Raw genomic sequence first — 19235 nt, forward strand, 5'->3', positions numbered from 1 at the left:
AAGCGGCACGGTCGCCGTCATGGCAAGCCGGTTTCGACCGCAAACAAAAAACTCCCCGCATCGCTGCGGGGAGTTCTTGTCTGCGATCACGCTGTCGCCTGCTGTCAGGGGCAGGCGCGAACGACGCCGCGCGCGGCGATATAGGTCCCGGTCTCCGGGTTGTAGCTCTTGAAGCGGCGCGAGCAGTAGGCGACCGCGTCCGTATCCTCGATGCTGTAGCCATAGGCGCGCGGTACGGGTGGGGCATAGACCACCGGCGGCGCGACATAGACCGGCTCCGGCTCGTAATAGACCGGCGGGGGCGGGGCTGCCAGCGCACCGGCAGCGAGCGCGCCCCCGATGATGCCGGCCGCGATACCGGCGCCCACGGCCGGGCCGCGGCGATAGCCACCGTAATAGCGCGGGCCGTAGCCGTAGCGGCGCCATTGCACGGTCTGGACGAGATCGCTGCCGGCCTGCGCCGTGGCGACGGCGGACGTAGCGGGAGCGAGAGGCGCGGCCGATGCAGGAAGGGCGAGTAAGGTGCCACCGGCAAGGGCGGCAGCGACGGCGAGCGTCCTGATCATGACGAAACTCCTCTGCGATACCAGGCGAGCGGAACTCCGCATGTTCCCCCGTTTGGATTCGAATGTAGCGGTCCGGTGACCGCAAGGGAAGCTAGCAGTCAATCCGGGCATAAATGGGCCGTCCCGATCCCGTCGTTTTTGCCCCAAAAAGCAACGCGGGGCTGCTTGCGCGGGCCGAATTTCCTCGCCATCTAGCGTTGCACTGCACACGGACATCTGCCCGAAGGATCGGAACCCACAATGGCGCAACCGCGCGACCCATCCGCCCAGTCTGCCGCGCTTGGCCCCATGAAGCCGCTGCCAGCGCTGATCTTCAGCTCACGCTGGCTGCAATTGCCGCTCTATATCGGCCTCATCGTGGCGCAATGCGTCTACGTCTTCCTGTTCCTCAAGGAGCTCTGGCATCTCGTCACCCATGCCTTCGACTTCAGCGAGCAGCAGATCATGCTGGTCGTGCTCGGGCTGATCGACGTGGTGATGATCTCGAACCTGCTGATCATGGTGATCGTCGGAGGCTACGAGACCTTCGTCTCGCGGCTGCGGCTCGAGGGCCATCCCGACCAGCCGGAATGGCTGAGCCACGTCAATGCGAGCATCCTCAAGATCAAGCTCGCCATGGCGATCATCGGCATCTCGTCGATCCACCTGCTCAGGACCTTCATCGAGGCCGGCAATATCGGCATCGCCGGCAAGACCGCGAACTATACCGAGTCCGGCGTCCTGCTGCAGACGCTGATCCATGTCGTCTTCATCCTGTCGGCCATCGGCATCGCCTGGGTCGACCGGATGACGTCGACGCCTGGCAAGGGTCACTGAACGAGCAGCCCTGAAACGTAAAACGCCCCGCCGGACCGGCGGGGCGTTTTACTTTTGGGATGATGGCGCCGAAGCTTACTGGCCGCGCCCGGTGCGGGCGGCGAAGCGGATCGCCTCCTCGGCGGCGCGGAACAGGGCCTTGGCCTTGTTGATGCATTCTTCCTGCTCGGAGGCCGGGTTCGAATCGTAGACGATGCCGGCGCCGGCCTGGACATGCATGCGCCCGTCCTTGACCACCGCCGTGCGCAGCACGATGCAGGTATCCATCTCGCCATTGGCGCCGAAATAGCCGATGCAGCCGGCATAGGCGCCGCGCGCGTCGCGCTCCAGCTCGTCGATGATCTCCATCGCCCGGACCTTCGGCGCGCCCGACACCGTACCGGCCGGGAAGCCGGCGATCAGGGCGCCCAACGAATCGTGCTTCGGGTCGATCTTGCCCTCGACGTTCGAGACGATGTGCATGACCTGGCTGTAGCGCTCGATGAAGAACGAATCGGTGACCTTCACCGTGCCGATCTGCGCGACGCGGCCGACATCGTTGCGTCCGAGATCGAGCAGCATCAGGTGCTCGGCGCGCTCCTTGGGGTCGGCCAGCAACTCCTCGGCCAGGGCATCGTCTTCGGCCTGAGTTGCACCGCGCCGCCGCGTGCCGGCGATCGGCCGGATCGTGACCGTGTCGTCGCGCAGCCGCACCAGGATCTCCGGGCTCGAGCAGACGATCTGGAAGTCGCAGAAATCGAGATAGCAGAGGAACGGCGCCGGATTGACCCGCCGGAGCGCCCGGTAGAGCGCGAAGGGCGGCAGGGCGAAAGGCGCCTCGAAGCGCTGCGACAGCACGACCTGGAAGATGTCGCCGGCGCGGATGTACTCCTTCGCCTTGTCGACCATCTCCAGATATTCGGCCTCGCTGGTGTTCGAGGTGGTCGCCGGGACCGGCAGGTTGGCGATGTCGATCTCCGCTTCGGCGGGGAGGGCACCTTCCAGCGCCTTCACCACGGCCTCCAGCCGCTCCTGCGCCCGCTCATAGGCGTGGCGGGCACTGAGCCCCGGCATGTGCCGGACCGGGGTCACGACATGGATCTCGTCGCGCACCGCATCGAACACCACCATCAGCGTCGGCCGCGTCAGGATCGCATCGGGCACGCCGGTGCCGGTCTCCTTCGGCTCCGGCAGGCGTTCCATCAATCGGACCATGTCGTAGCCGAGATAGCCGAACACGCCCGACGCCATCGGCGGCAGGCCCTCGGCCTCCGGGATGGCGCTCTCTTCCAGAAGCGCGCGCAGGCTCTCGAAGGCCGGGCGCGGATCGTCCAGGAAGGTCTCGCCCAGAGCAGTGCGGCAGAGCGAGGCCTGCCCGTGATGGCAGCGCCAGATCAGGTCGGGTTCGAGCCCGATCATCGAGTAGCGGCCGCGCACGGCGCCGCCCTCGACCGATTCGAGCAGGAAGGCCGGGCCCGCCGTGGCGTGGCGCAGCTTCAGGAAGGCGGCGACCGGCGTCTCGCAATCGCCGACCAGCACCTGCCGCAGAAGCTGCGGCGCGCCGGTCTCGTAGGTCTGCGCGAAGCGCTCGAACTCCTGGAGAGGCTGCATCGTCAATTCTGCGTCCCACCTGTCGCGTTGCGGAACGCCGCATCATTGATGCTGACGCCGAGCTCGGCCTGCCGCTTCGCGACATATTGCAGCAGGATGTCCTCGCTGACGCTGGACGACAGCAGCCGCTCGAAATTCCCGGCCTCCTGCGTCGTGCGGACGTAAGGCGCGACGGTCGCCGAATCGACCTTGAACAGGATGCGCCCGCCATCGGTGCCGGCGGCGGAGTTGCTCTTGCCGGCGGTCGTGCCGAAGACCTGGGCAACGACCGTGCCCGGCAGTTCCGGGCGCTGGTCCTGCCGGCCGAGATCGGCAGCAGTCTCAATGGTCAGCCCGGCCGAGGCCGCGACCGCGTCGAAGCTCTCGCCCTTGTCGAGGCGCTCGACGAGTTCGCGCGCCTTGGCCGAGAGCTTCGTCGCCGTCTCGTCGGCGCGCCACTGCGTCTCGACCTCGGCCTTGACCTCGTCGAAGCTGCGCTCACGCGCCGGATCGATCTTGGTGACGTCGAACCAGACATAGCCGGTGTCGCGGGGCAGGCGAATCGCCTCGTTGTCGACGCCGACATCCGAGCGGAAGATCGCCTGCAGCGTGGGATCGCCGCCCGGCAGCGCCTCTTCGCGCGAGCCGTCGGGCTTGCCGAGGCCGGCATTCATCGGCCCAGCAGTGCGCAGCTTGAGATTGAGCTCCGTGGCGATCTCGGCAAGCGGCTTGGCGGAGGCGCGCTGGTCCTCGATCTTGTCATGCAGATCGGTCACTTGGGCAGCGGCGCGGGTCGTCGCCAGCTCCTGCTTCACCTCGGCCACGACCTCTTCGAACGGGCGCACATGCGCAGCATCGACCTTGGTGACGCGCAGCAGCACCGTACCGAAAGCGCCCTTGACCGGAGCGCTCACGCCGCCTTGATCGAGCGCGAAGGCGGCCTCGCCTACGGCAGGGTCGATCATCTGCTCGCGGGTGAAGGTGCCCAGCGTCAGGTCGTTGAAGGCGACGTTCCGCTCGGTCGCGATCTCGTCGAAGGTCTCGCCGCCGTCGATCTTGGCCTTGGCTGCCTGCGCCTCCTCGATGTTCGGGAACGGGATCTGCTGGACGGTGCGCGTCTCGACCGAGGTGAAGCGCTGGGCCTTCGTCGCCTCGTAGCGGGCCTTGGCCTCCTCGTCGGTGACCTTGGACGGATCGGCCAGCGTCTCGGCGGTGATCGAGAGAATGGCGGCCGTGCGGTATTCCGGCGCGCGGAATGCGATCTTGCGATCGTTGAAGAAGCTCTTGAGCTGGTCCTCGCTCGGTGCCGCGATCTCGCCGGCCGCGCTCGCCGGCATGCGGGCGAAGGTGATGGCGCGCTTCTCGTTGCGCAGGCGATTGCCGACTTCCTGCAGCGCGAGCGGGGCGGAGAAGCCGCTCACGACCATCTCCGAGATCTGCTGGCGCAGGATCGTCGAACGCTGGAGCGCGACATAGCTCTGCTCGGTATAGCCGTTCGTGCGCAGCAACTCGTTGAAGCGCGCCGCGGAGAACTGGCCGGCGGCGTCGCGGAAGGTCTGGTCGTCGAAGATCAGGTTGCGAATGGTGTCGTCGGACACCGCCAGCCGCATGCCCCGAGCCGTCTGGTCGAGCGTCGCCTCGGTGAGCAGGCGCGACAGCACCTGCCGATCGAGGCCGGCCGCACGCGCCATCTCGGGCGAGATCTGCCGGCGCTGCTGGCGGATCAGGTTCTGGATCTCGTTCTGATAGGCCGTGCGCATCTCCTCGAGGCCGATCTCGGTCTTGCCGACCTTGGCGACCTCGTTGCGGCCATAGCCGCGGAAGATGTCGCCCACGCCCCAGATCGCGAAGGAGATGATGAGGAAGCCGAACATGATGGCGATGACGAGCTTCCCAAATAAGCCCTGACCCGCCTTGCGGATGCCCTGCATCATCATCGAAGCTGTCTTTCCCTGAACCTGTCCGTGGCGCGGGAGCGGGCCCGCGCGCGCAATTCTCGGCGCTGCTTATAGGAACCGATGGCGAAAGCCGCAATCGTCCTGCGGCTTTGCACGCGATTGCGGCGCCGGCCGGGCGTTGCTAGAGCCGAAAGAGCTGATTTCAGGAGGATGGACGTGACGCGCAGCATCAAGCCGTTGGTGGCAGGTAACTGGAAGATGAACGGGCTGAAGGCCGACCTCGCCATCGCGGCCGAGGTGGCCAGGGGCTACAACGCGGCGTTGAAGCCGGCCGTCGACCTCGCGATCTGCCCGCCAGCCAGCCTTCTCTTCGCCGCGACCGCCGCCCTGATCGGTTCGCGCATCGCGACCGGCGGCCAGGATTGCAGCACGCAAGGCTCCGGCGCTTTCACCGGCGAAGTCTCCGCGGCGATGCTGGCCGACGCCGGCGCGAGCTTCTGCATCACCGGCCATTCCGAGCGCCGCACGCTGCATGGCGAGACCAGTGCGACGGTCAAGGCCAAGGCCGAGGCCGCGCAGAAGGCGCTGCTGGTGCCGATCGTCTGCGTCGGCGAGACCAAGGACGAGCGCGAGGCCGGCAAGGCGCTCGCCATCGTGAAGAAGCAATTGCGCGGCTCCGTGCCGGACGGCACCACTGCCGCGACGCTCGTCGTCGCCTATGAGCCGGTCTGGGCGATCGGCACCGGTCTCACGCCGACCGCGGCCGATGTTGCCGAGATGCATGAAGCGATCCGCATCGAGCTCGGCCGGCTGCTCGGCAAGCAGGCGGCTGCGGGCGTCCGCCTGCTCTATGGCGGCTCGGTCAAGCCCTCGAATGCCGCCGAATTGATGGGTGTCCCGCATGTCGATGGCGCCCTCGTCGGCGGCGCCAGTCTCAAGGCCGAGGAGTTCCTGGCGATCGCCCGGGCCTGTGCCGGTTGAGCATTCCTGTAAATCGGCCGGCGCGCAGGGGTGGCGCTGCCGGCTGGCGCATGTTATGTGCCGCGCCGAATTCGCCTCGATTTTCGAGGAGGAGCGGGTGGCCCTTGGCGGCGGCCCGCGCCATGCCCATTTCGTGAGACCATGCAGAACGTTCTCATCGTCATCCACCTGATCATCGTCGTCGCGCTCGTCGGCGTCGTGCTGCTGCAGCGCTCCGAAGGCGGCGGCCTCGGCATGGGCTCGGGCGGGGGAGGCGGCGTCGGCGGCTTCATGACCGGCCGCGGCCAGGCCAATGCCCTGACCCGCGCGACCGCGATCCTCGCCGGCCTGTTCTTCCTGACCTCGGTCGTTCTGGCCGTGATGGCCACGCGCGGCCGTGTCCAGCGCTCGATCATCGACGGCGCGCCTGCGACCTCCGCTCCGGCCACGCCCGGCGCACCGGCCGGCCCGAGCGCCCCGAACGCCGGCGGCGTGCTCGACCAGCTCCGCCAGATGCAGAACCAGAATCAGGGCGGCGCACAGCCGCCGACGCCGCCAGCGGCGCCGCAGCAGTAACCAGGGCAGGGCCGGGAAACCGGCCCTTCTCTTTTGTGTGATGCAGAAGGCTCAAGGCCGGGTGACCGGCCTTCTCTTTTTGTGGACAAGCGCGCAGAGCAAGGCGGGACTGCTCTGCTGGCGCTTAGCGAATCGAACCCGTGGCGATAGAGGTGTCCTCCCATGACGCGGTATGTTTTCATCACCGGCGGCGTGGTGTCCTCGCTTGGCAAAGGCCTGGCGGCGGCGGCTCTCGCAGCCCTTCTCCAGGCACGCGGCCACACGGTTCGCCTGCGCAAGCTCGACCCCTACCTCAATGTCGATCCGGGCACGATGAGCCCGTATCAGCATGGTGAGGTCTTCGTCACAGACGACGGCGCCGAGACCGATCTTGACCTCGGCCATTACGAGCGCTTCACCGGCCGGCCCTGCAACCGGGGTGACAACATCACCACCGGCCGCATCTACATGGACATCCTGACCAAGGAGCGGCGCGGCGACTATCTCGGCGCCACGATCCAGGTCGTGCCGCACGTCACCAACGCCATCAAGGAATTCATCCTGACCGGCAACGAGGGCTACGACTTCACGCTGGTCGAGATCGGCGGCACCGTCGGCGACATCGAGAGCCTGCCGTTCCTGGAAGCCATCCGCCAGACCAACCAGCAGCTCCCGCGCGGCCAGTGCATCTTCGTGCATCTGACGCTGCTGCCCTATATCCCGACCGCCGGCGAATTGAAGACCAAGCCGACCCAGCATTCGGTCGCCGAATTGCGCTCGATCGGCATCCAGCCCGACATCCTGCTCTGCCGCACCGACCGCGAGATCCCGCGCGAGGAGCGCCGCAAGCTCGCGCTGTTCTGCAATGTCCGCGAGACCGCCGTCATCGAGGCCCGCGACGTCGCCTCGATCTATGACGTGCCGCTGTCCTATCATGCCGAGGGGCTCGATAACGAAGTCCTCGCCGCCTTCGGCATGGATGCCAAGCCCGAGCCAGACGTCACCAACTGGAAGCGCATTTCCGAGCGCGTGAAGAACCCCGAGGGCGAGGTCACCATCGCCGTCGTCGGCAAGTACACCGGCATGAAGGACGCCTATAAGTCCCTCATCGAGGCGCTGACCCATGGCGGCATAGCCAACAACGTCAAGGTCAATCTCGACTGGATCGAGTCGGAAGTCTTCGAGAAGGAGGACCCGGCGCCCTTCCTCGAACATGTCCACGGCATCCTCGTGCCCGGCGGCTTCGGCCATCGCGGCGCCGAGGGCAAGATCAAGGCGGCGACCTTCGCGCGCAACCGCAAGGTGCCCTATTTCGGCATCTGCTTCGGCATGCAGATGGCGGTGATCGAGGCGGCGCGTTCGCTCGCCGGCATCACGGATGCCAATTCGACCGAGTTCGGCCCGACCGAACAGCCCGTCGTCGGCCTGATGACCGAGTGGATGCGCGGCAACGAGCTGGAGCAGCGGGCGGCCAATGGCAATCTCGGCGGCACCATGCGGCTCGGCGCCTATGCCTCGACGCTGGCAGCCGGCTCGAAGATCGCCGAGATCTACGGCTCGACCGAAATCTCCGAGCGCCACCGCCACCGCTACGAAGTCAACATGGGCTATCGCGAGCAGCTCGAGGCGAAGGGCATGCGCTTCGCCGGCCTGTCGCCCGACGGTCTGCTACCCGAGACGGTCGAGTATCCCGACCATCCCTGGTTCATCGGCGTGCAGTACCATCCCGAGCTGAAGTCGCGGCCGTTCGAGCCGCATCCGCTCTTCGCCAGCTTCATCGAGGCGGCGAAGGCCCAGAGCCGCCTGGTCTGATTCAGGACTCTGCGAGCTGCACCGTCGCCCAGGGCAGGCGGTGCTGCTCGAACACCGCCTTGCCCGGCCCGGGAAAATCCGGGTCGGCGAAGGCGCCGATCGCGACCGCGACCATCTCCGGCTTGCGCGACGGCTCCCAGAACACCGTGCTGCCGCAGGCCGGGCAGAAATGGTGCAGCACGCGATAGCCGCTATCGGCCGGGCGCTCGTAATCGCTGAACTGCCCGGTCACGGTGATGTCGCCGCGCGCGAAGAAGGCCGCGACGCCATAGGCGCTGCCGGTCCGCCGCTGGCAGTCGCGACAATGGCAGAGCGAGACGCTCACGGGCTCGCCGGTGCAGGCGATGCGCAATTGCCCGCAACTGCAGCGGGCCTCCCGGGTCGTCATGCGGCGCATCCTCCTTTTAGATGACGGCTTGTGCGGTTTTCACGTTAGCCTGACTATGTGGCATCGTTGACTGAGAGTCTTCGCATCGGCACGGGGGCAGGGCGCATGACGATCTCGATGGCGGGCCTGCCCGCATTCCTCCTCTATTTCGTCGTCGGCGTCGCGCTGATCGCCGCTTTCGCCGCGGTCTACCTCCGCTTGACCGCGCATGACGAAATAGCGCTGATCCGGGCCGGCAACCTCTCGGCCGCGATCGCCTTCGGCGGCAACCTCGTCGGCTTCGCCGTGCCGCTGGAGAAGGCGATCTCCCAGGCCAGCAGCATTCCCGACTGCGTGCTCTGGGCGGTGGCGGCGATGATCATCCAGTTCGCCGCCTACGGCGTTGCGCGGGTCGCGATCCCCGAATTGTCGCGCAAGATCGAGGAGGATCGTCTGCCAGCCGCCGCGATGCTGGCGGTAATCGCGGTGATTTCGGGCACGCTGGCCGCGGCCAGCATGACGGCGTGAGGTGGCCATGAAGCGCTCCTCGCAGATCGGTCTCGCTGCCGTCGGCGTCCTCCTCGTCGCCACCGTCTGGTCGATGACATCAGACGATAAGGAGGAGAACCTCGTCTACAACAGCCTGAGCGATTGCCGGGCTGCCGGGCAGCTCACGGCCCAGCAATGCGAGACCGCCTTTGCCGAGGCGACCGCCGCGCGGCTCAAGGATGCACCGAAATTCCAGAGCCAGAGCGCCTGCGAAACACAATACGGCGCCAGCGGCTGCAGCTCCGCCAGCATCGGTGGCGCCCAATACTTCATCCCGGCGCTGGCCGGCTTCATGCTGGCGCGCGGTCTCTCCGGCGCGCAGGCGCAGGCGCAGCCCCTGATGCCGCCAACCGCCGCCACTTGCCCGCCGGGCTCGACGCTGCCGGAATGCCAGCAGGCGCGCTCTTCGTCCTCAGGCTCGTCCGGTGGCAGCGGCTACTATGGCGGCAGCAGCCGCTCGCGCGCCTATTCGACCACATCCGGCCGCAGCATCACGGCGGCCTTCTCATCCGGTTCCCGCGGCGGCAGCGCCTCGACCACCAGCACCTCCTCGCGCGGCGGCTTCGGCTCGATCGCGCGCTCCTTCTCCTCGCATTCCTCGTCCTGAGATGCGTCGCGTCGCGCTCTCCCCGCGCCCGGACTGGACCGAGCAGGTCGAGCGGCTCGGCTTTGCCTTCCACACCATCGACGGCGAGACCTACTGGGACGAGAGCGCCGCCTTCGCCTTCACGCTGGAGGAGATCGAGCGCGATATCGAAGGGCCGACGGAAGCGCTCGAACAGCTCTGCTTCGCCTTCATCGAGAAGGCGCTCGACAGCGAGGAAACGCTGACCAGGCTCGCGATTCCCGCCGAGCACTGGGACTATGTTCGCGAAAGCTGGCAGCGCGGCGACCGCAACCTCTATGGCCGGCTCGATCTCGCCTATGACGGGCGGGGGCCGGCCAAGCTCCTCGAATACAACGCCGATACCCCGACCGCCCTGTTCGAATCGAGCGTCGTCCAGTGGGACTGGCTGGAGCAGGCGATGGCGCGCGGCGCGATCCCGAAGGGCTCCGATCAGTTCAATTCGCTGCACGAGCGCTTGATCGCGGCCTTCCAGGGACTGCGCGAGCCTTCGCCCTACCGCCTGCATCTGACCTGCGTGCAGGATAGCCCCGAGGACAAGGGCACGGTCGACTATCTCGCCGATTGCGCGGTGCAGGCCGGGCTCGACGCGCGCTTCACCTATATCGAGGAACTCGGGCTGCTCACGGACGGGCGCTTCTGCGACGGCGCCAACCAGCCGATCGAGACGATGTTCAAGCTCTATCCGTGGGAATGGATGTTCCGCGAGAGCTACGGCAGCGCGCTCGCCGGTTCACGCTGCCAGTTCATCGAGCCGCCCTGGAAGGCCGTCCTCTCCAACAAGGGCCTGCTCGCCTGCCTCTGGGAGATGGAGCCCGGCCATCCGAACCTCCTGCCGGCCTTCTTCGAGGGCGATCCACGCTGCGCGACGCTTTCCGCCCGGCATGTCCGCAAGCCGCTCTATTCGCGCGAGGGGGCCAATGTCACGCTGCTGGAGCGCGGCCGCGTGCTGGACAGCGACGACGGCCCCTATGGCGCCGAGGGCCATGTCCTGCAGGATGCGGCGACCAACCTGTTCTCTGCCGATGGCAAATACGCCGTGCTCGGCTCCTGGCTCGTCGCCTCGCAGGCCTGCGGCCTGTGCCTGCGCGAGGATGCCTCGCCGATCACCAAGAACACCTCGCGCTTCCTGCCGCACTATATCGAGCCCTGAACGCACGACATGACCGCGCCCTGATCTGTGCTAGCCTTGGGCTCCGATACGCCTGTCGACGGAGCCTGCCCATGCCTGCAACAGCCTCAACGCCCCGCGGTCTCGACCATCTCGTCATCGGCGTCCGCGATCTCGATGCCGCCTGGCATTTCTACGAGAAGCTCGGCTTCCGCGTCGGCGCCCGCAATCGCCATCCCTGGGGCACCGAGAACCGGATCGTGCAGTTTCCCGGCTCCTTCTTGGAGCTGGTGACGATCGCCGACGACGCCGCCATTCCGCCGCATGGCGAACGCCGCTTCTCCTTCGGCGCCTTCGTCCGTGAAGCTCTGACGGGGCAGGGCGAGGGGCTGTCGATGCTGGTGCTGGAGAGCACCGACGCCAAGGCCGATGCGGCCACGTTCAAGGCACAGGGCATCGGCGATTTCGAGCCCTTCTTCTTCGAACGCCGGGCGAGGCGGCCGGATGGCAGCGATGTCCGCGTCGCCTTCGAACTGGCCTTCGCCGCCGATTCGCGCGCGCCGGAATGCGGCTTCTTCGTCTGCCAGCAATTCGAGCCGCAGAATTTCTGGAACCCGGAATTCCAGCATCACCCCAACGGTGCCACCGCGCTCTCGGCCGTCGTGATGCTGGCCGAGGAACCCGCCTTCCACCGCGCCTTCCTCTCGGCCTTCAGCGGCGGCGCCGAAGTGCTGGAGGGCAACGAGGATTACGTGCTCGCCTTGCCGCGTGGACGCATCGACGTGCTCGATCCCGAAGCCGCGCAGGGCGCCTATCTCGTCGAGCCCGATACGACACCGGCGCGCTTCCTCGGCTTCTGCGTCTCGGTGCCCGATCTGGAAGCCGTGGCGGAGCGGCTGACCGAGAACGAGGTCTCGTTCCAGCGCGGCGACGAGCGGCTCTTCGTCTCGGCCGAGGAAGCCTTCGGCTGCATGGTCGCGTTCGAGCAGGGCTGAAGGCCGCCCTCAAGCCGCAAGACGTCATTCCGGGCTTGCCCGGAGTGACGAAGTTCTCAGCCCTTCGCCTCGACCGGCGGCAGCGAGGCCAGGAGCCCGATCAGCGCCCGGTCGTGCAGCACCACCATGCGCTCCTTCGGCTTCAGCCAGATCGCGGCGTCGTCGATCGTCTCGGCATCGACGAGCTTGGCCTGGGCCACCGCGCGGTCGGGCTCGATCTCGCCACGCCGGCGCGACTGGCCATAGGGCAGCATCAGTTCATGGGCGTGGCGCAGTTCCGCATCGGCGTGGAGCGCCTTGATGCCGTCCGCATCGTCGTAGCCGGCCTTCTCGAACTCGGCCTGCAGTTCGTTGGCGCGCGTCGCGATCGCGGGCGGTGCGCCTTCCTCCGGCGTCATCAGGAGCTTATGGCGCTTAAGCCAGAGGCCGATCGCGAGCTGGCCCGAGGCCCATGACAGCGGGATCGCCAGCACAAGGCCGACGATCGTCGGCGACATCCAGGCGAAGAGCGAGGTCGCGATCATGAAGGCCGAGAGGCCGGTGACAACGCCGAGCACGGTATGGGTCCGGTGCCGGCGGATGATGTCCTTCAGCGGGATCGAGCCATCGTCGCGCCGCTGCGGGTTCCAGCCGGTGTCGCGCCCGAGCAGGATCTGGAAGACCGAGCCGGACTGGATCAGCATCATGATCGGCGCGAAGAAGGCCGAGAACAGAACCTCGATCAGCGCCGAGACGATCAGGCGGATCGCGCCGCCGCCGGCCTGCCTGAGCTTGTTGTTGAACAGGGTCAGCAGCAGGCCGAACAGCTTCGGCGCCAGCAGGATTCCCATGGTGATTGCGAACAGGCGCAAGGCGCGCTCTGGATCGAACCGCGGCCAGACGGGGAAGAGCGTGAATTCCTGCGTGAAATACTCAGGCCGCGCGTAGTTGACCTGCAGCACGATCAGGATGCCGACCACGAGCTGCATCAGCCAGAGCGGCGAGGCGAGATAGCCCATGATGCCGGTGGCGAAATGCTGGCGCGTCGGCATGACGAAGCCCTTGCCGCCCATGATCCGCGAATGCTGGAGATTGCCCTGGCACCAGCGCCGGTCGCGCACGGAGATATCGATCAGCGAGGGTGGGCTTTCCTCATAGGAGCCCGTCAGGTCCGGGAGCATGTAGACCGACCAGCCGGCGCGGCGGATCAGCGCCGCCTCGACGAAATCGTGGCTCAGCACATGGCCGCCGAAGGGCGGCTTGCCCTTCAGGTCCGGCAGGCCGCAATGGTCGGCGAAGGCCTTGGTCCGGATGATCGCGTTGTGGCCCCAGTAATTGCCGTCGCGGCCGGACCACATCGCGAGCCCGGTCGCGATGACCGGGCCATAGACCCGCGCCGCGAATTGCTGCAGCCGGGCGAAGAAGGTGTTGCGGTTGATGATCAGCGGCAGCGACTGGATGATGCCGGCATCGGGGTCGTTCTCCATCGCGGCGGCGAGGCGCACGATGCAGGTGCCGGTCATCAGGCTGTCGGCGTCGAGCACGACCATATGCTCGTAGAGCCCGCCCCAGCGCGTGACGAAATCAGCGATGTTGCCGGCCTTGCGGTGGTGGTTCTTCGGCCGGTGGCGGTAATAGACCCGGCTGTTCGGGCCGAGGCGCTCGCGCAGCGCCAGGAAGGCCCGCTCCTCCGCCACCCAGACATCCGGGTTGGTCGTGTCGGAGACGATGAAATAGTCGAAATGATCGCCCAGGCCCGTGGCCTCAACCGATTCGCGGATCGCCGCCACCGCGGCGAAGATCCGGGCCGAAGACTCGTTGTAGATCGGCATCACCACGACGGTGCGGTGCTTCAGCGTTTCGGCCCGGTCCGCCCGGCCGGCGCCGAACATGACGCCGAAGAAGCCGAGCAGCGCGCTGGTGAAGGCGAGCGCGATCCACGAGAAGTTGATCGTGAACAGCACGAGCAGGGCGTACTGCAGCGAGGTCGTGCGGCTGACCGACACGACATTGTACATTTCCCAGGCGCCGAAGCCGGTGAGCACGAGCCCGCCGCCGAAGACGAAGAGGCGCTTCAGCCACGGCGTCTTCCAGTCGCGCGGCGCCGCCGGGGCACGGCGATCCGAATCCGTCCAGCTCCGGAACGACTGCACCGGCATGACCAGCGGCTCTTCCGGAGGCGTGGCCGGCTCGCGAGCCGCGCTGTAGCCGCGCTGTTCCGTTTCCATGGCGTCGCGGCGGGTTGCCGTTACCAGGTCCATCGATTCAACCAGGTCTCAGAGACGGGCTGGCCGCCCGATTGCAGGACGAGCCGGAGCTCGGAGAGATTGTCGTTGCCGGGATCGACCTCGAAGCCGACGCGCATCAGCTTGCGCTCCGGATAGGGCCAGAGGCGAACGTTGTGCACGGCGCCGGGCTGGGCCGTGATCGTCGCCCGCGTCGAGGCGATCAGCGCCGCATCGGCCAGCTTGTCGCCGGTGAACTCGACGATGAAGCGCCGCCGCCGCCCCTGCGAGCCCTTGCCCTGCCGCGAGCGGGTGGCGAGCGCCAATGGCGGACGCTCCGGCGGCTGCCAGCACCAGGCCTGGCGATAGCTCAGCGAGGTCTCGCTGCCGGCGGCAAGCGGCTGCTTCGGCCGCCAGTACATGATGATGTTCTTGTTCGGCTCGGAATCGCTGGGGATCTCGATGAGCTGTACCGAACCTGCCCCCCAGTCGCCGAGCGGCTCCATCCAGACGCTCGGCCGGAGCTCGAAGCGCTGGTCGTCGTCCTGGAAGGCGGCGGGGTCGCGCTCGCGCTGGACCAGGCCGAAGCCCTTGGGATTCTCGTCGACAAAGGAGGAGACCTGAAGGGTCGCGGGGTTGTTGACCGGGCGGTAGATCCATTCGCCGCCGCCCGACTGCATCTGGACGCCCGAGACCTCGCCGATCGAGGGGCGGATATCGTCGAAGACGCGCCGGCTCTGCGGGCCGGACAGGAAGGTCGCGCTGGTGCAGCCGAAGCCGACATGGTCGAGCGCCTGGCGCGCGAACAGCGTCATCTCGACATCGACGAAGGTGACGTCGCCCGGCCGCAACGTCATCCGCACCGCGCCGGCGACGCTCTCCGAATCGAGCAGGCCGTGAATTACCAGCGAGCCCACCGCCGGGCTCGGCCGCTCGATCCAGAACGCCCGGAAGAACGGCAGTTCCTCGCCGCGCGTCTCGCCGGGGCGCAGGATCAGCGCGCGCGCCATCGCGCCGAAATTCTGGCCGCGGGCGAGGGCGCGGAAGAAGGTGCCGCCCTGAAAGACCGCGACCTCGAAGGGGCGTTCCAGCCCGGCGGCGATCCGCATGCCGGAGAACTGGAGGTCGGCATTGCCCGTCGGCGGCGCGACCCGTCCGTAATCGAACTTGCTGCGATCGAAGCCGATGCGGCGCACCGTTCCCTCTTCGATCGTGAACAGGCTCACCGGATTGGAGAAGACATAGCCGCGATGCAGGGGCTCGACGGTGAAGCCGCGATTCTCGCCGGCCCAGACCGTTGCGCCCGGCTGCATCCGGATGCCCGCATACTGATCGGCGGGCAGGGCGGCATAGCCCTCCGGCAGGTCGTTCGCGGCGAGCGGAATGAGTGGGCGCTGGGCCAGGGCCCTGGCGGCGTCGACCACCAGCGCGGGGTCGAAACGCTGCCCGTCCACGAGGGAGGGGATGTTGAAGGAAGCTGCGCCGGTCGGCGCTTGCGCTGCGGCCGGGCCGGCCAGCGAGAGCAGCGCGGCGCCGGCGGCGGCGCCTTCCAGAAACTGCCTACGATTCAACGGTGTCGACATGGGATCCAAACTACGCGGCGACGCCCTCGCCCCTCGCGCTTCTAGAGCATTTCCAGTTCGCCTGAAAAGCCTTTCCGATCGGGAAGATGCACGTCTTTTGGATGGTGCGATCCTGCGAATTCAGGCCGGAGCCGGCCCGCGGCGGCGGCCGTCCTCGGATGGTGCCTTTTCGCCGCGATTGAACTTTGGCAAAAGGCGAGCGGATCGGCTATCCACGGCGCCTGCGACGCTGGCATGCGTGAAGTCGATTGTGATGGGCGGGCCGTGGTTCAGACATGCCTGCAGGGGAAACGAGAAACATGACCGAAATGCAGTCGGCCCGATCCTGCCTCGCGATCGTCCTGGCCGCCGGAGAGGGCACCCGCATGAAATCGCGGGGGCCGAAGGTGCTCCATGCCGTGGCCGGCCGGTCACTGCTCGGCCATGCGCTGGCGGCGGTTTCGAAGGCTGGCGCGGATGCCGTCGCCGTCGTGATTTCCTCGGAACGTCCCGAAGTCGGCGAAGCGGCGCGCAAGCAGCTTCCGCATGCGCAGATCGCCATCCAGCACGAGCGCCGGGGCACCGCCCATGCCGCGCTCGCCGCGAAGGCCGCCATCGCGGCCGGCCATGACGACGTCATCATCGCCTTTGGCGATACGCCGCTCGTGCGTCCCGAGACCTTTGCGGCCCTCCGCCGCGGCTTGAGAGAGGGCGCCGCCGTCGTTGCGCTCGGCTTCGTCGCCAAGGACCCGACGGGCTATGGCCGCTTCGTCGAGAAGGACGGCCATCTCGAGGCGATCGTCGAACACAAGGATGCCACCCCGGAGCAGCGCGCCATCACGCTCTGCAATGCCGGGCTGATGGCGCTCTCCGGCGCGCACGCCCTCTCGATCCTGGAAGCGATCGGCAGCCACAACGCCCAGGGCGAGTTCTATCTCACCGATGCGGTCGAGGTGGCGCGCAAGCGCGGGCTCGACGCCGTCGCGCTGCGGGCGCCCGAAAGCGAGGTCCAGGGCATCAACGACCGCACGCAGCTCGCTGCGGTGGAAGCGGAATTCCAGCGGCGCAAGCGCCTCGCCGTGATGCTCGGCGGCGCGACGCTGATCGCCCCGGAGACGGTCTTCTTCAGCTATGACACGCAGATCGGCCGCGATGTCGTGATCGAGCCGAACGTCGTCTTCGGGCCGGGCGTGCGTGTCGATGACGGCGCGGTGATCCACGCCTTCTCGCATCTGGAGGGCGCCACAGTCGGTGTCGATGCCAGCGTCGGCCCCTATGGCCGCCTGCGGCCGGGCGCGAAGCTCGCGGAGAAGGCCAAGGTCGGCAATTTCGTCGAGGTGAAGGCGGCCGATATCGGCCCCGGCGCCAAGGTCAATCACCTCACCTATATCGGCGATGCCTCGGTGGGCGCGGCAGCGAATATCGGCGCCGGCACGATCACCTGCAACTATGACGGTTTCAACAAGTCGAGGACGACGATCGGCGCCAATGCCTTCGTCGGCTCGAATTCGTCGCTGGTCGCCCCGGTGACGATCGGCGAGGGCGCCTATATCGGCTCCGGCTCGGTCATCACCGAGGACGTCGCGCCCGATGCGCTCGCCATCGGCCGCGGCCGGCAGGTCGCGAAGGAGGGCTGGGCGGTGACCTTCCGTGCTGCCGCTGCGGCCCGGAAAGCCGCCAAGAAGGCAGCCGAATAGCGCGGAATCGCGGCGGATCGGGCCATCCGCCGTTCACAGTTCGTCATGTAGATTGATTGGGCATGCGCGCCGATCGCGGCTATGCGCTTTGCCGACATCAATCGCTGGAGGGGTTCGCCCATGTGCGGCATCGTCGGGATTCTGGGCAAGGAAGCGGTTGCGACGCAGGTCGTCGAGGCGCTGCGGCGGCTTGAATATCGTGGCTACGATTCCGCTGGCGTCGCGACGCTGGAAGGTGGCCGGCTCACCCGCCGCCGCGCCGAGGGCAAGCTCAAGAATCTCGAGACCCGCCTCTCGAACGAGCCGCTCGAAGGCTTGGTCGGCATCGGCCACACCCGCTGGGCGACCCATGGCAAGCCCAACGAGACCAATGCCCATCCGCATGCGACACCGAAGCTCGCGGTGGTCCATAACGGCATCATCGAGAATTTCCGGGACCTGCGCGCCGAGCTCCAGGCCGACGGCTACGTCTTCGAGACCGAGACCGACACCGAGATCGTCGCCCATCTCGTCACCCGTGAGCTCGACCGCGGCAAGAGCCCGGTCGATGCAGTTGCCGCGAGCCTGCCGCGCCTGCACGGCGCCTTCGCGCTCGCCTTCCTGTTCCAGGGCGAGGAAGACCTGCTGATCGGCGCTCGCAAGGGCTCGCCGTTGGCCGTCGGTGTCGGCGAGGGCGAGATGTATCTCGGCTCGGACGCGCTGGCGCTCGCCCCCTTCACCAATCTCATCGCCTATCTCGAAGAGGGCGACTGGGTCGTGCTGCATCGCCGCGGCGCGACCTTCTACGACAAGACCAACAAGCAGGTGGAGCGCCGCGCCCAGCGCGTCGCCGCCGGCGCCTTCCTGGTCGAGAAGGGCAATCACCGCCACTTCATGGCCAAGGAGATCTACGAGCAACCCGAGGTCGTCGGCCATACGCTGACGCAGTATCTCGACATGGCCAACGGCAAGGTGCGCCTGCCCTTCGGCGACCAGATCGACTGGAAGAACCTGTCGCGCCTGACGATCAGCGCCTGCGGCACATCCTATTATGCCGGCCTTATCGCAAAATACTGGTTCGAGAAGCTGGCGCGCCTGCCGGTCGAAATCGATGTCGCGTCGGAATTCCGCTACCGCGAGGCGCCGCTGCCGGACCAGGGCCTGGCGCTCTTCATCTCGCAGTCCGGCGAAACCGCTGACACGCTGGCCGGCTTGCGCTACGCCCGCCAGAACGGGCAGGTCATCCTGTCGGTCGTCAACGTGCCGACCTCGACGATCGCGCGCGAGAGCCACGCGGTGGCCCAGACGCTCGCCGGCCCCGAGATCGGCGTCGCCTCGACCAAGGCCTTCGTCTGCCAGCTCGCGGTTTTCGCTTCGCTCGCGCTCGCCGCGGCCCGCGCCCGCGGCACGCTCTCGGCGCAGGACGAGGCCAGCCATGTGCAGAACCTGATCTCGCTGCCGGGGCTGATGGCCCGGGCGCTGGAGCTGGAGCCCGAGATCGAAAAGCTCGCGCGCGAGCTTTCCAAGGCCAAGGACGTGCTCTATCTCGGGCGCGGCACCAGCTTCCCGCTCGCGCTGGAAGGTGCCCTGAAGCTGAAGGAAATCAGCTACATCCACGCAGAAGGTTATCCGGCGGGCGAGCTGAAGCACGGGCCGATCGCTCTGATCGACGAGGACATGCCGGTCATCGTCGTCGCGCCCCATGACGCGCTGTTCGAGAAGACCGCCTCCAACATGCAGGAGGTCGCTGCGCGCGGCGGCCGGATCATCCTCGTCACCGATGCGAAGGGGGCCGCCGAATGCGGCATCGAGCCGGAAGCGACGATCGTCATGCCCGACATGGACCCGACCTTCGCGCCGATCGTCTATGCCCTGCCGATCCAGATGATCGCCTATCAGACAGCGGTTTTCATGGGCAAGGACGTCGACCAGCCCCGCAACCTGGCGAAATCCGTCACGGTGGAGTGACG

At 67.3% G+C, this 19235-nt stretch carries 16 protein-coding genes; 10 read left to right on the forward strand and 6 right to left on the reverse strand.

Features of this window, described 5'->3' with window-relative positions; all coding sequences use genetic code 11:
* Positions 1-104: 104 nt before the first annotated feature.
* On the reverse strand, positions 105-566 hold the full coding sequence (locus FHT98_RS24145; protein ID WP_061967920.1) for a BA14K family protein: 462 nt from the start codon (positions 564-566) through the stop codon (positions 105-107).
* 288 nt (positions 567-854) lie between these two features.
* Between FHT98_RS24145 and FHT98_RS24150 the strand changes: the two genes are divergently transcribed.
* A complete protein-coding gene (locus tag FHT98_RS24150) occupies positions 855-1382 on the forward strand; it encodes a TIGR00645 family protein (RefSeq protein ID WP_244492838.1) in 528 nt (175 codons plus the stop codon).
* Positions 1383-1457: 75 nt separating this feature from the next.
* Here the strand turns inward: FHT98_RS24150 and trpE are convergent, their stop codons facing one another.
* Together trpE and FHT98_RS24160 are read right to left on the reverse strand one after the other, a co-directional pair.
* The gene (gene trpE, locus FHT98_RS24155; RefSeq protein WP_061967917.1) at positions 1458-2972 is read right to left on the reverse strand and encodes an anthranilate synthase component I; all 1515 of its coding nucleotides are present in this window, start codon (positions 2970-2972) and stop codon (positions 1458-1460) included.
* Positions 2973-2974: 2 nt separating this feature from the next.
* Positions 2975-4888, reverse strand: coding sequence for a peptidylprolyl isomerase (locus tag FHT98_RS24160; protein ID WP_248309301.1), 1914 nt, complete (start codon positions 4886-4888; stop codon positions 2975-2977).
* 177 nt (positions 4889-5065) lie between these two features.
* Between FHT98_RS24160 and tpiA the strand changes: the two genes are divergently transcribed.
* The 3 genes from tpiA (at position 5066) to FHT98_RS24175 (ending at position 8176) form a co-directional block, all read left to right on the forward strand.
* Positions 5066-5830, forward strand: coding sequence for a triose-phosphate isomerase (gene tpiA, locus FHT98_RS24165; protein ID WP_142115552.1), 765 nt, complete (start codon positions 5066-5068; stop codon positions 5828-5830).
* A gap of 141 nt (positions 5831-5971) precedes the next feature.
* Complete coding sequence (gene secG, locus FHT98_RS24170; RefSeq protein WP_061967913.1) at positions 5972-6385, forward strand: preprotein translocase subunit SecG; 414 nt, start codon at positions 5972-5974, stop codon at positions 6383-6385.
* Positions 6386-6547: 162 nt separating this feature from the next.
* Positions 6548-8176 (forward strand): CTP synthase, encoded by a 1629-nt coding sequence (locus FHT98_RS24175; protein ID WP_061967911.1) that lies wholly within the window; start codon positions 6548-6550, stop codon positions 8174-8176.
* 1 nt (position 8177) lies between these two features.
* Here FHT98_RS24175 and FHT98_RS24180 read toward each other — a convergent pair whose 3' ends face one another.
* Positions 8178-8564: a GFA family protein gene (locus FHT98_RS24180; protein WP_142115553.1), complete on the reverse strand. Its 387-nt coding sequence runs from the start codon at positions 8562-8564 to the stop codon at positions 8178-8180.
* A gap of 66 nt (positions 8565-8630) precedes the next feature.
* Between FHT98_RS24180 and FHT98_RS24185 the strand changes: the two genes are divergently transcribed.
* From FHT98_RS24185 to FHT98_RS24200, 4 genes are all read left to right on the forward strand, one after another.
* Positions 8631-9071, forward strand: coding sequence for a DUF350 domain-containing protein (locus FHT98_RS24185; protein ID WP_156407099.1), 441 nt, complete (start codon positions 8631-8633; stop codon positions 9069-9071).
* Between the two features lie 7 nt (positions 9072-9078).
* On the forward strand, positions 9079-9699 hold the full coding sequence (locus tag FHT98_RS24190; RefSeq protein WP_142115554.1) for a DUF1190 domain-containing protein: 621 nt from the start codon (positions 9079-9081) through the stop codon (positions 9697-9699).
* 1 nt (position 9700) lies between these two features.
* Positions 9701-10870, forward strand: a complete 1170-nt coding sequence (locus FHT98_RS24195; RefSeq protein WP_142115555.1) for a glutathionylspermidine synthase family protein — start codon at positions 9701-9703, stop codon at positions 10868-10870.
* Between the two features lie 71 nt (positions 10871-10941).
* Positions 10942-11823 carry a VOC family protein gene (locus FHT98_RS24200; protein ID WP_061967904.1) on the forward strand — a complete coding sequence of 294 codons (882 nt, stop codon included), beginning with the start codon at positions 10942-10944 and terminating at the stop codon, positions 11821-11823.
* 56 nt (positions 11824-11879) lie between these two features.
* Here FHT98_RS24200 and mdoH read toward each other — a convergent pair whose 3' ends face one another.
* A complete protein-coding gene (gene mdoH, locus FHT98_RS24205; RefSeq protein WP_465246925.1) occupies positions 11880-14063 on the reverse strand; it encodes a glucans biosynthesis glucosyltransferase MdoH in 2184 nt (727 codons plus the stop codon).
* Positions 14051-15610, reverse strand: a complete 1560-nt coding sequence (locus FHT98_RS24210; RefSeq protein ID WP_142115556.1) for an OpgD/OpgG family glucan biosynthesis protein — start codon at positions 15608-15610, stop codon at positions 14051-14053. Before FHT98_RS24210 ends, mdoH begins: the two co-directional genes overlap by 13 nt.
* 308 nt (positions 15611-15918) lie before the next feature.
* On the opposite strand from FHT98_RS24210, the gene glmU reads away from it, so the two are divergent.
* Both glmU and glmS read left to right on the forward strand, forming a co-directional pair.
* Complete coding sequence (glmU, locus tag FHT98_RS24215) at positions 15919-17286, forward strand: bifunctional UDP-N-acetylglucosamine diphosphorylase/glucosamine-1-phosphate N-acetyltransferase GlmU (RefSeq protein ID WP_142115868.1); 1368 nt, start codon at positions 15919-15921, stop codon at positions 17284-17286.
* 120 nt (positions 17287-17406) lie between these two features.
* On the forward strand, positions 17407-19233 hold the full coding sequence (gene glmS / locus FHT98_RS24220; protein ID WP_142115557.1) for a glutamine--fructose-6-phosphate transaminase (isomerizing): 1827 nt from the start codon (positions 17407-17409) through the stop codon (positions 19231-19233).
* Positions 19234-19235 lie beyond the last annotated feature (2 nt).

Origin of the sequence: Allobosea sp. AK1, from assembly GCF_006714945.1 — a bacterium.
Classification (GTDB): Bacteria; Pseudomonadota; Alphaproteobacteria; order Rhizobiales; family Beijerinckiaceae; genus Allobosea; species Allobosea robiniae.

Excerpts from the sequence above, each read along its gene's own strand:
- FHT98_RS24150 (WP_244492838.1), top strand. The coding sequence starts at position 855 with ATGAAGCCGCTGCCAGCGCTGATCTTCAGCTCACGCTGGCTGCAATTG.
- mdoH (WP_465246925.1), bottom strand. The coding sequence starts at position 14,063 with ATGGACCTGGTAACGGCAACCCGCCGCGACGCCATGGAAACGGAACAG.
- FHT98_RS24210 (WP_142115556.1), bottom strand. The coding sequence starts at position 15,610 with ATGTCGACACCGTTGAATCGTAGGCAGTTTCTGGAAGGCGCCGCCGCC.
- FHT98_RS24175 (WP_061967911.1), top strand. The coding sequence starts at position 6,548 with ATGACGCGGTATGTTTTCATCACCGGCGGCGTGGTGTCCTCGCTTGGC.
- FHT98_RS24180 (WP_142115553.1), bottom strand. The coding sequence starts at position 8,564 with ATGACGACCCGGGAGGCCCGCTGCAGTTGCGGGCAATTGCGCATCGCC.
- FHT98_RS24195 (WP_142115555.1), top strand. The coding sequence starts at position 9,701 with ATGCGTCGCGTCGCGCTCTCCCCGCGCCCGGACTGGACCGAGCAGGTC.
- FHT98_RS24145 (WP_061967920.1), bottom strand. The coding sequence starts at position 566 with ATGATCAGGACGCTCGCCGTCGCTGCCGCCCTTGCCGGTGGCACCTTA.
- glmS (WP_142115557.1), top strand. The coding sequence starts at position 17,407 with ATGTGCGGCATCGTCGGGATTCTGGGCAAGGAAGCGGTTGCGACGCAG.
- FHT98_RS24200 (WP_061967904.1), top strand. The coding sequence starts at position 10,942 with ATGCCTGCAACAGCCTCAACGCCCCGCGGTCTCGACCATCTCGTCATC.
- secG (WP_061967913.1), top strand. The coding sequence starts at position 5,972 with ATGCAGAACGTTCTCATCGTCATCCACCTGATCATCGTCGTCGCGCTC.
- FHT98_RS24190 (WP_142115554.1), top strand. The coding sequence starts at position 9,079 with ATGAAGCGCTCCTCGCAGATCGGTCTCGCTGCCGTCGGCGTCCTCCTC.
- FHT98_RS24160 (WP_248309301.1), bottom strand. The coding sequence starts at position 4,888 with ATGATGATGCAGGGCATCCGCAAGGCGGGTCAGGGCTTATTTGGGAAG.
- trpE (WP_061967917.1), bottom strand. The coding sequence starts at position 2,972 with ATGCAGCCTCTCCAGGAGTTCGAGCGCTTCGCGCAGACCTACGAGACC.
- glmU (WP_142115868.1), top strand. The coding sequence starts at position 15,919 with ATGCAGTCGGCCCGATCCTGCCTCGCGATCGTCCTGGCCGCCGGAGAG.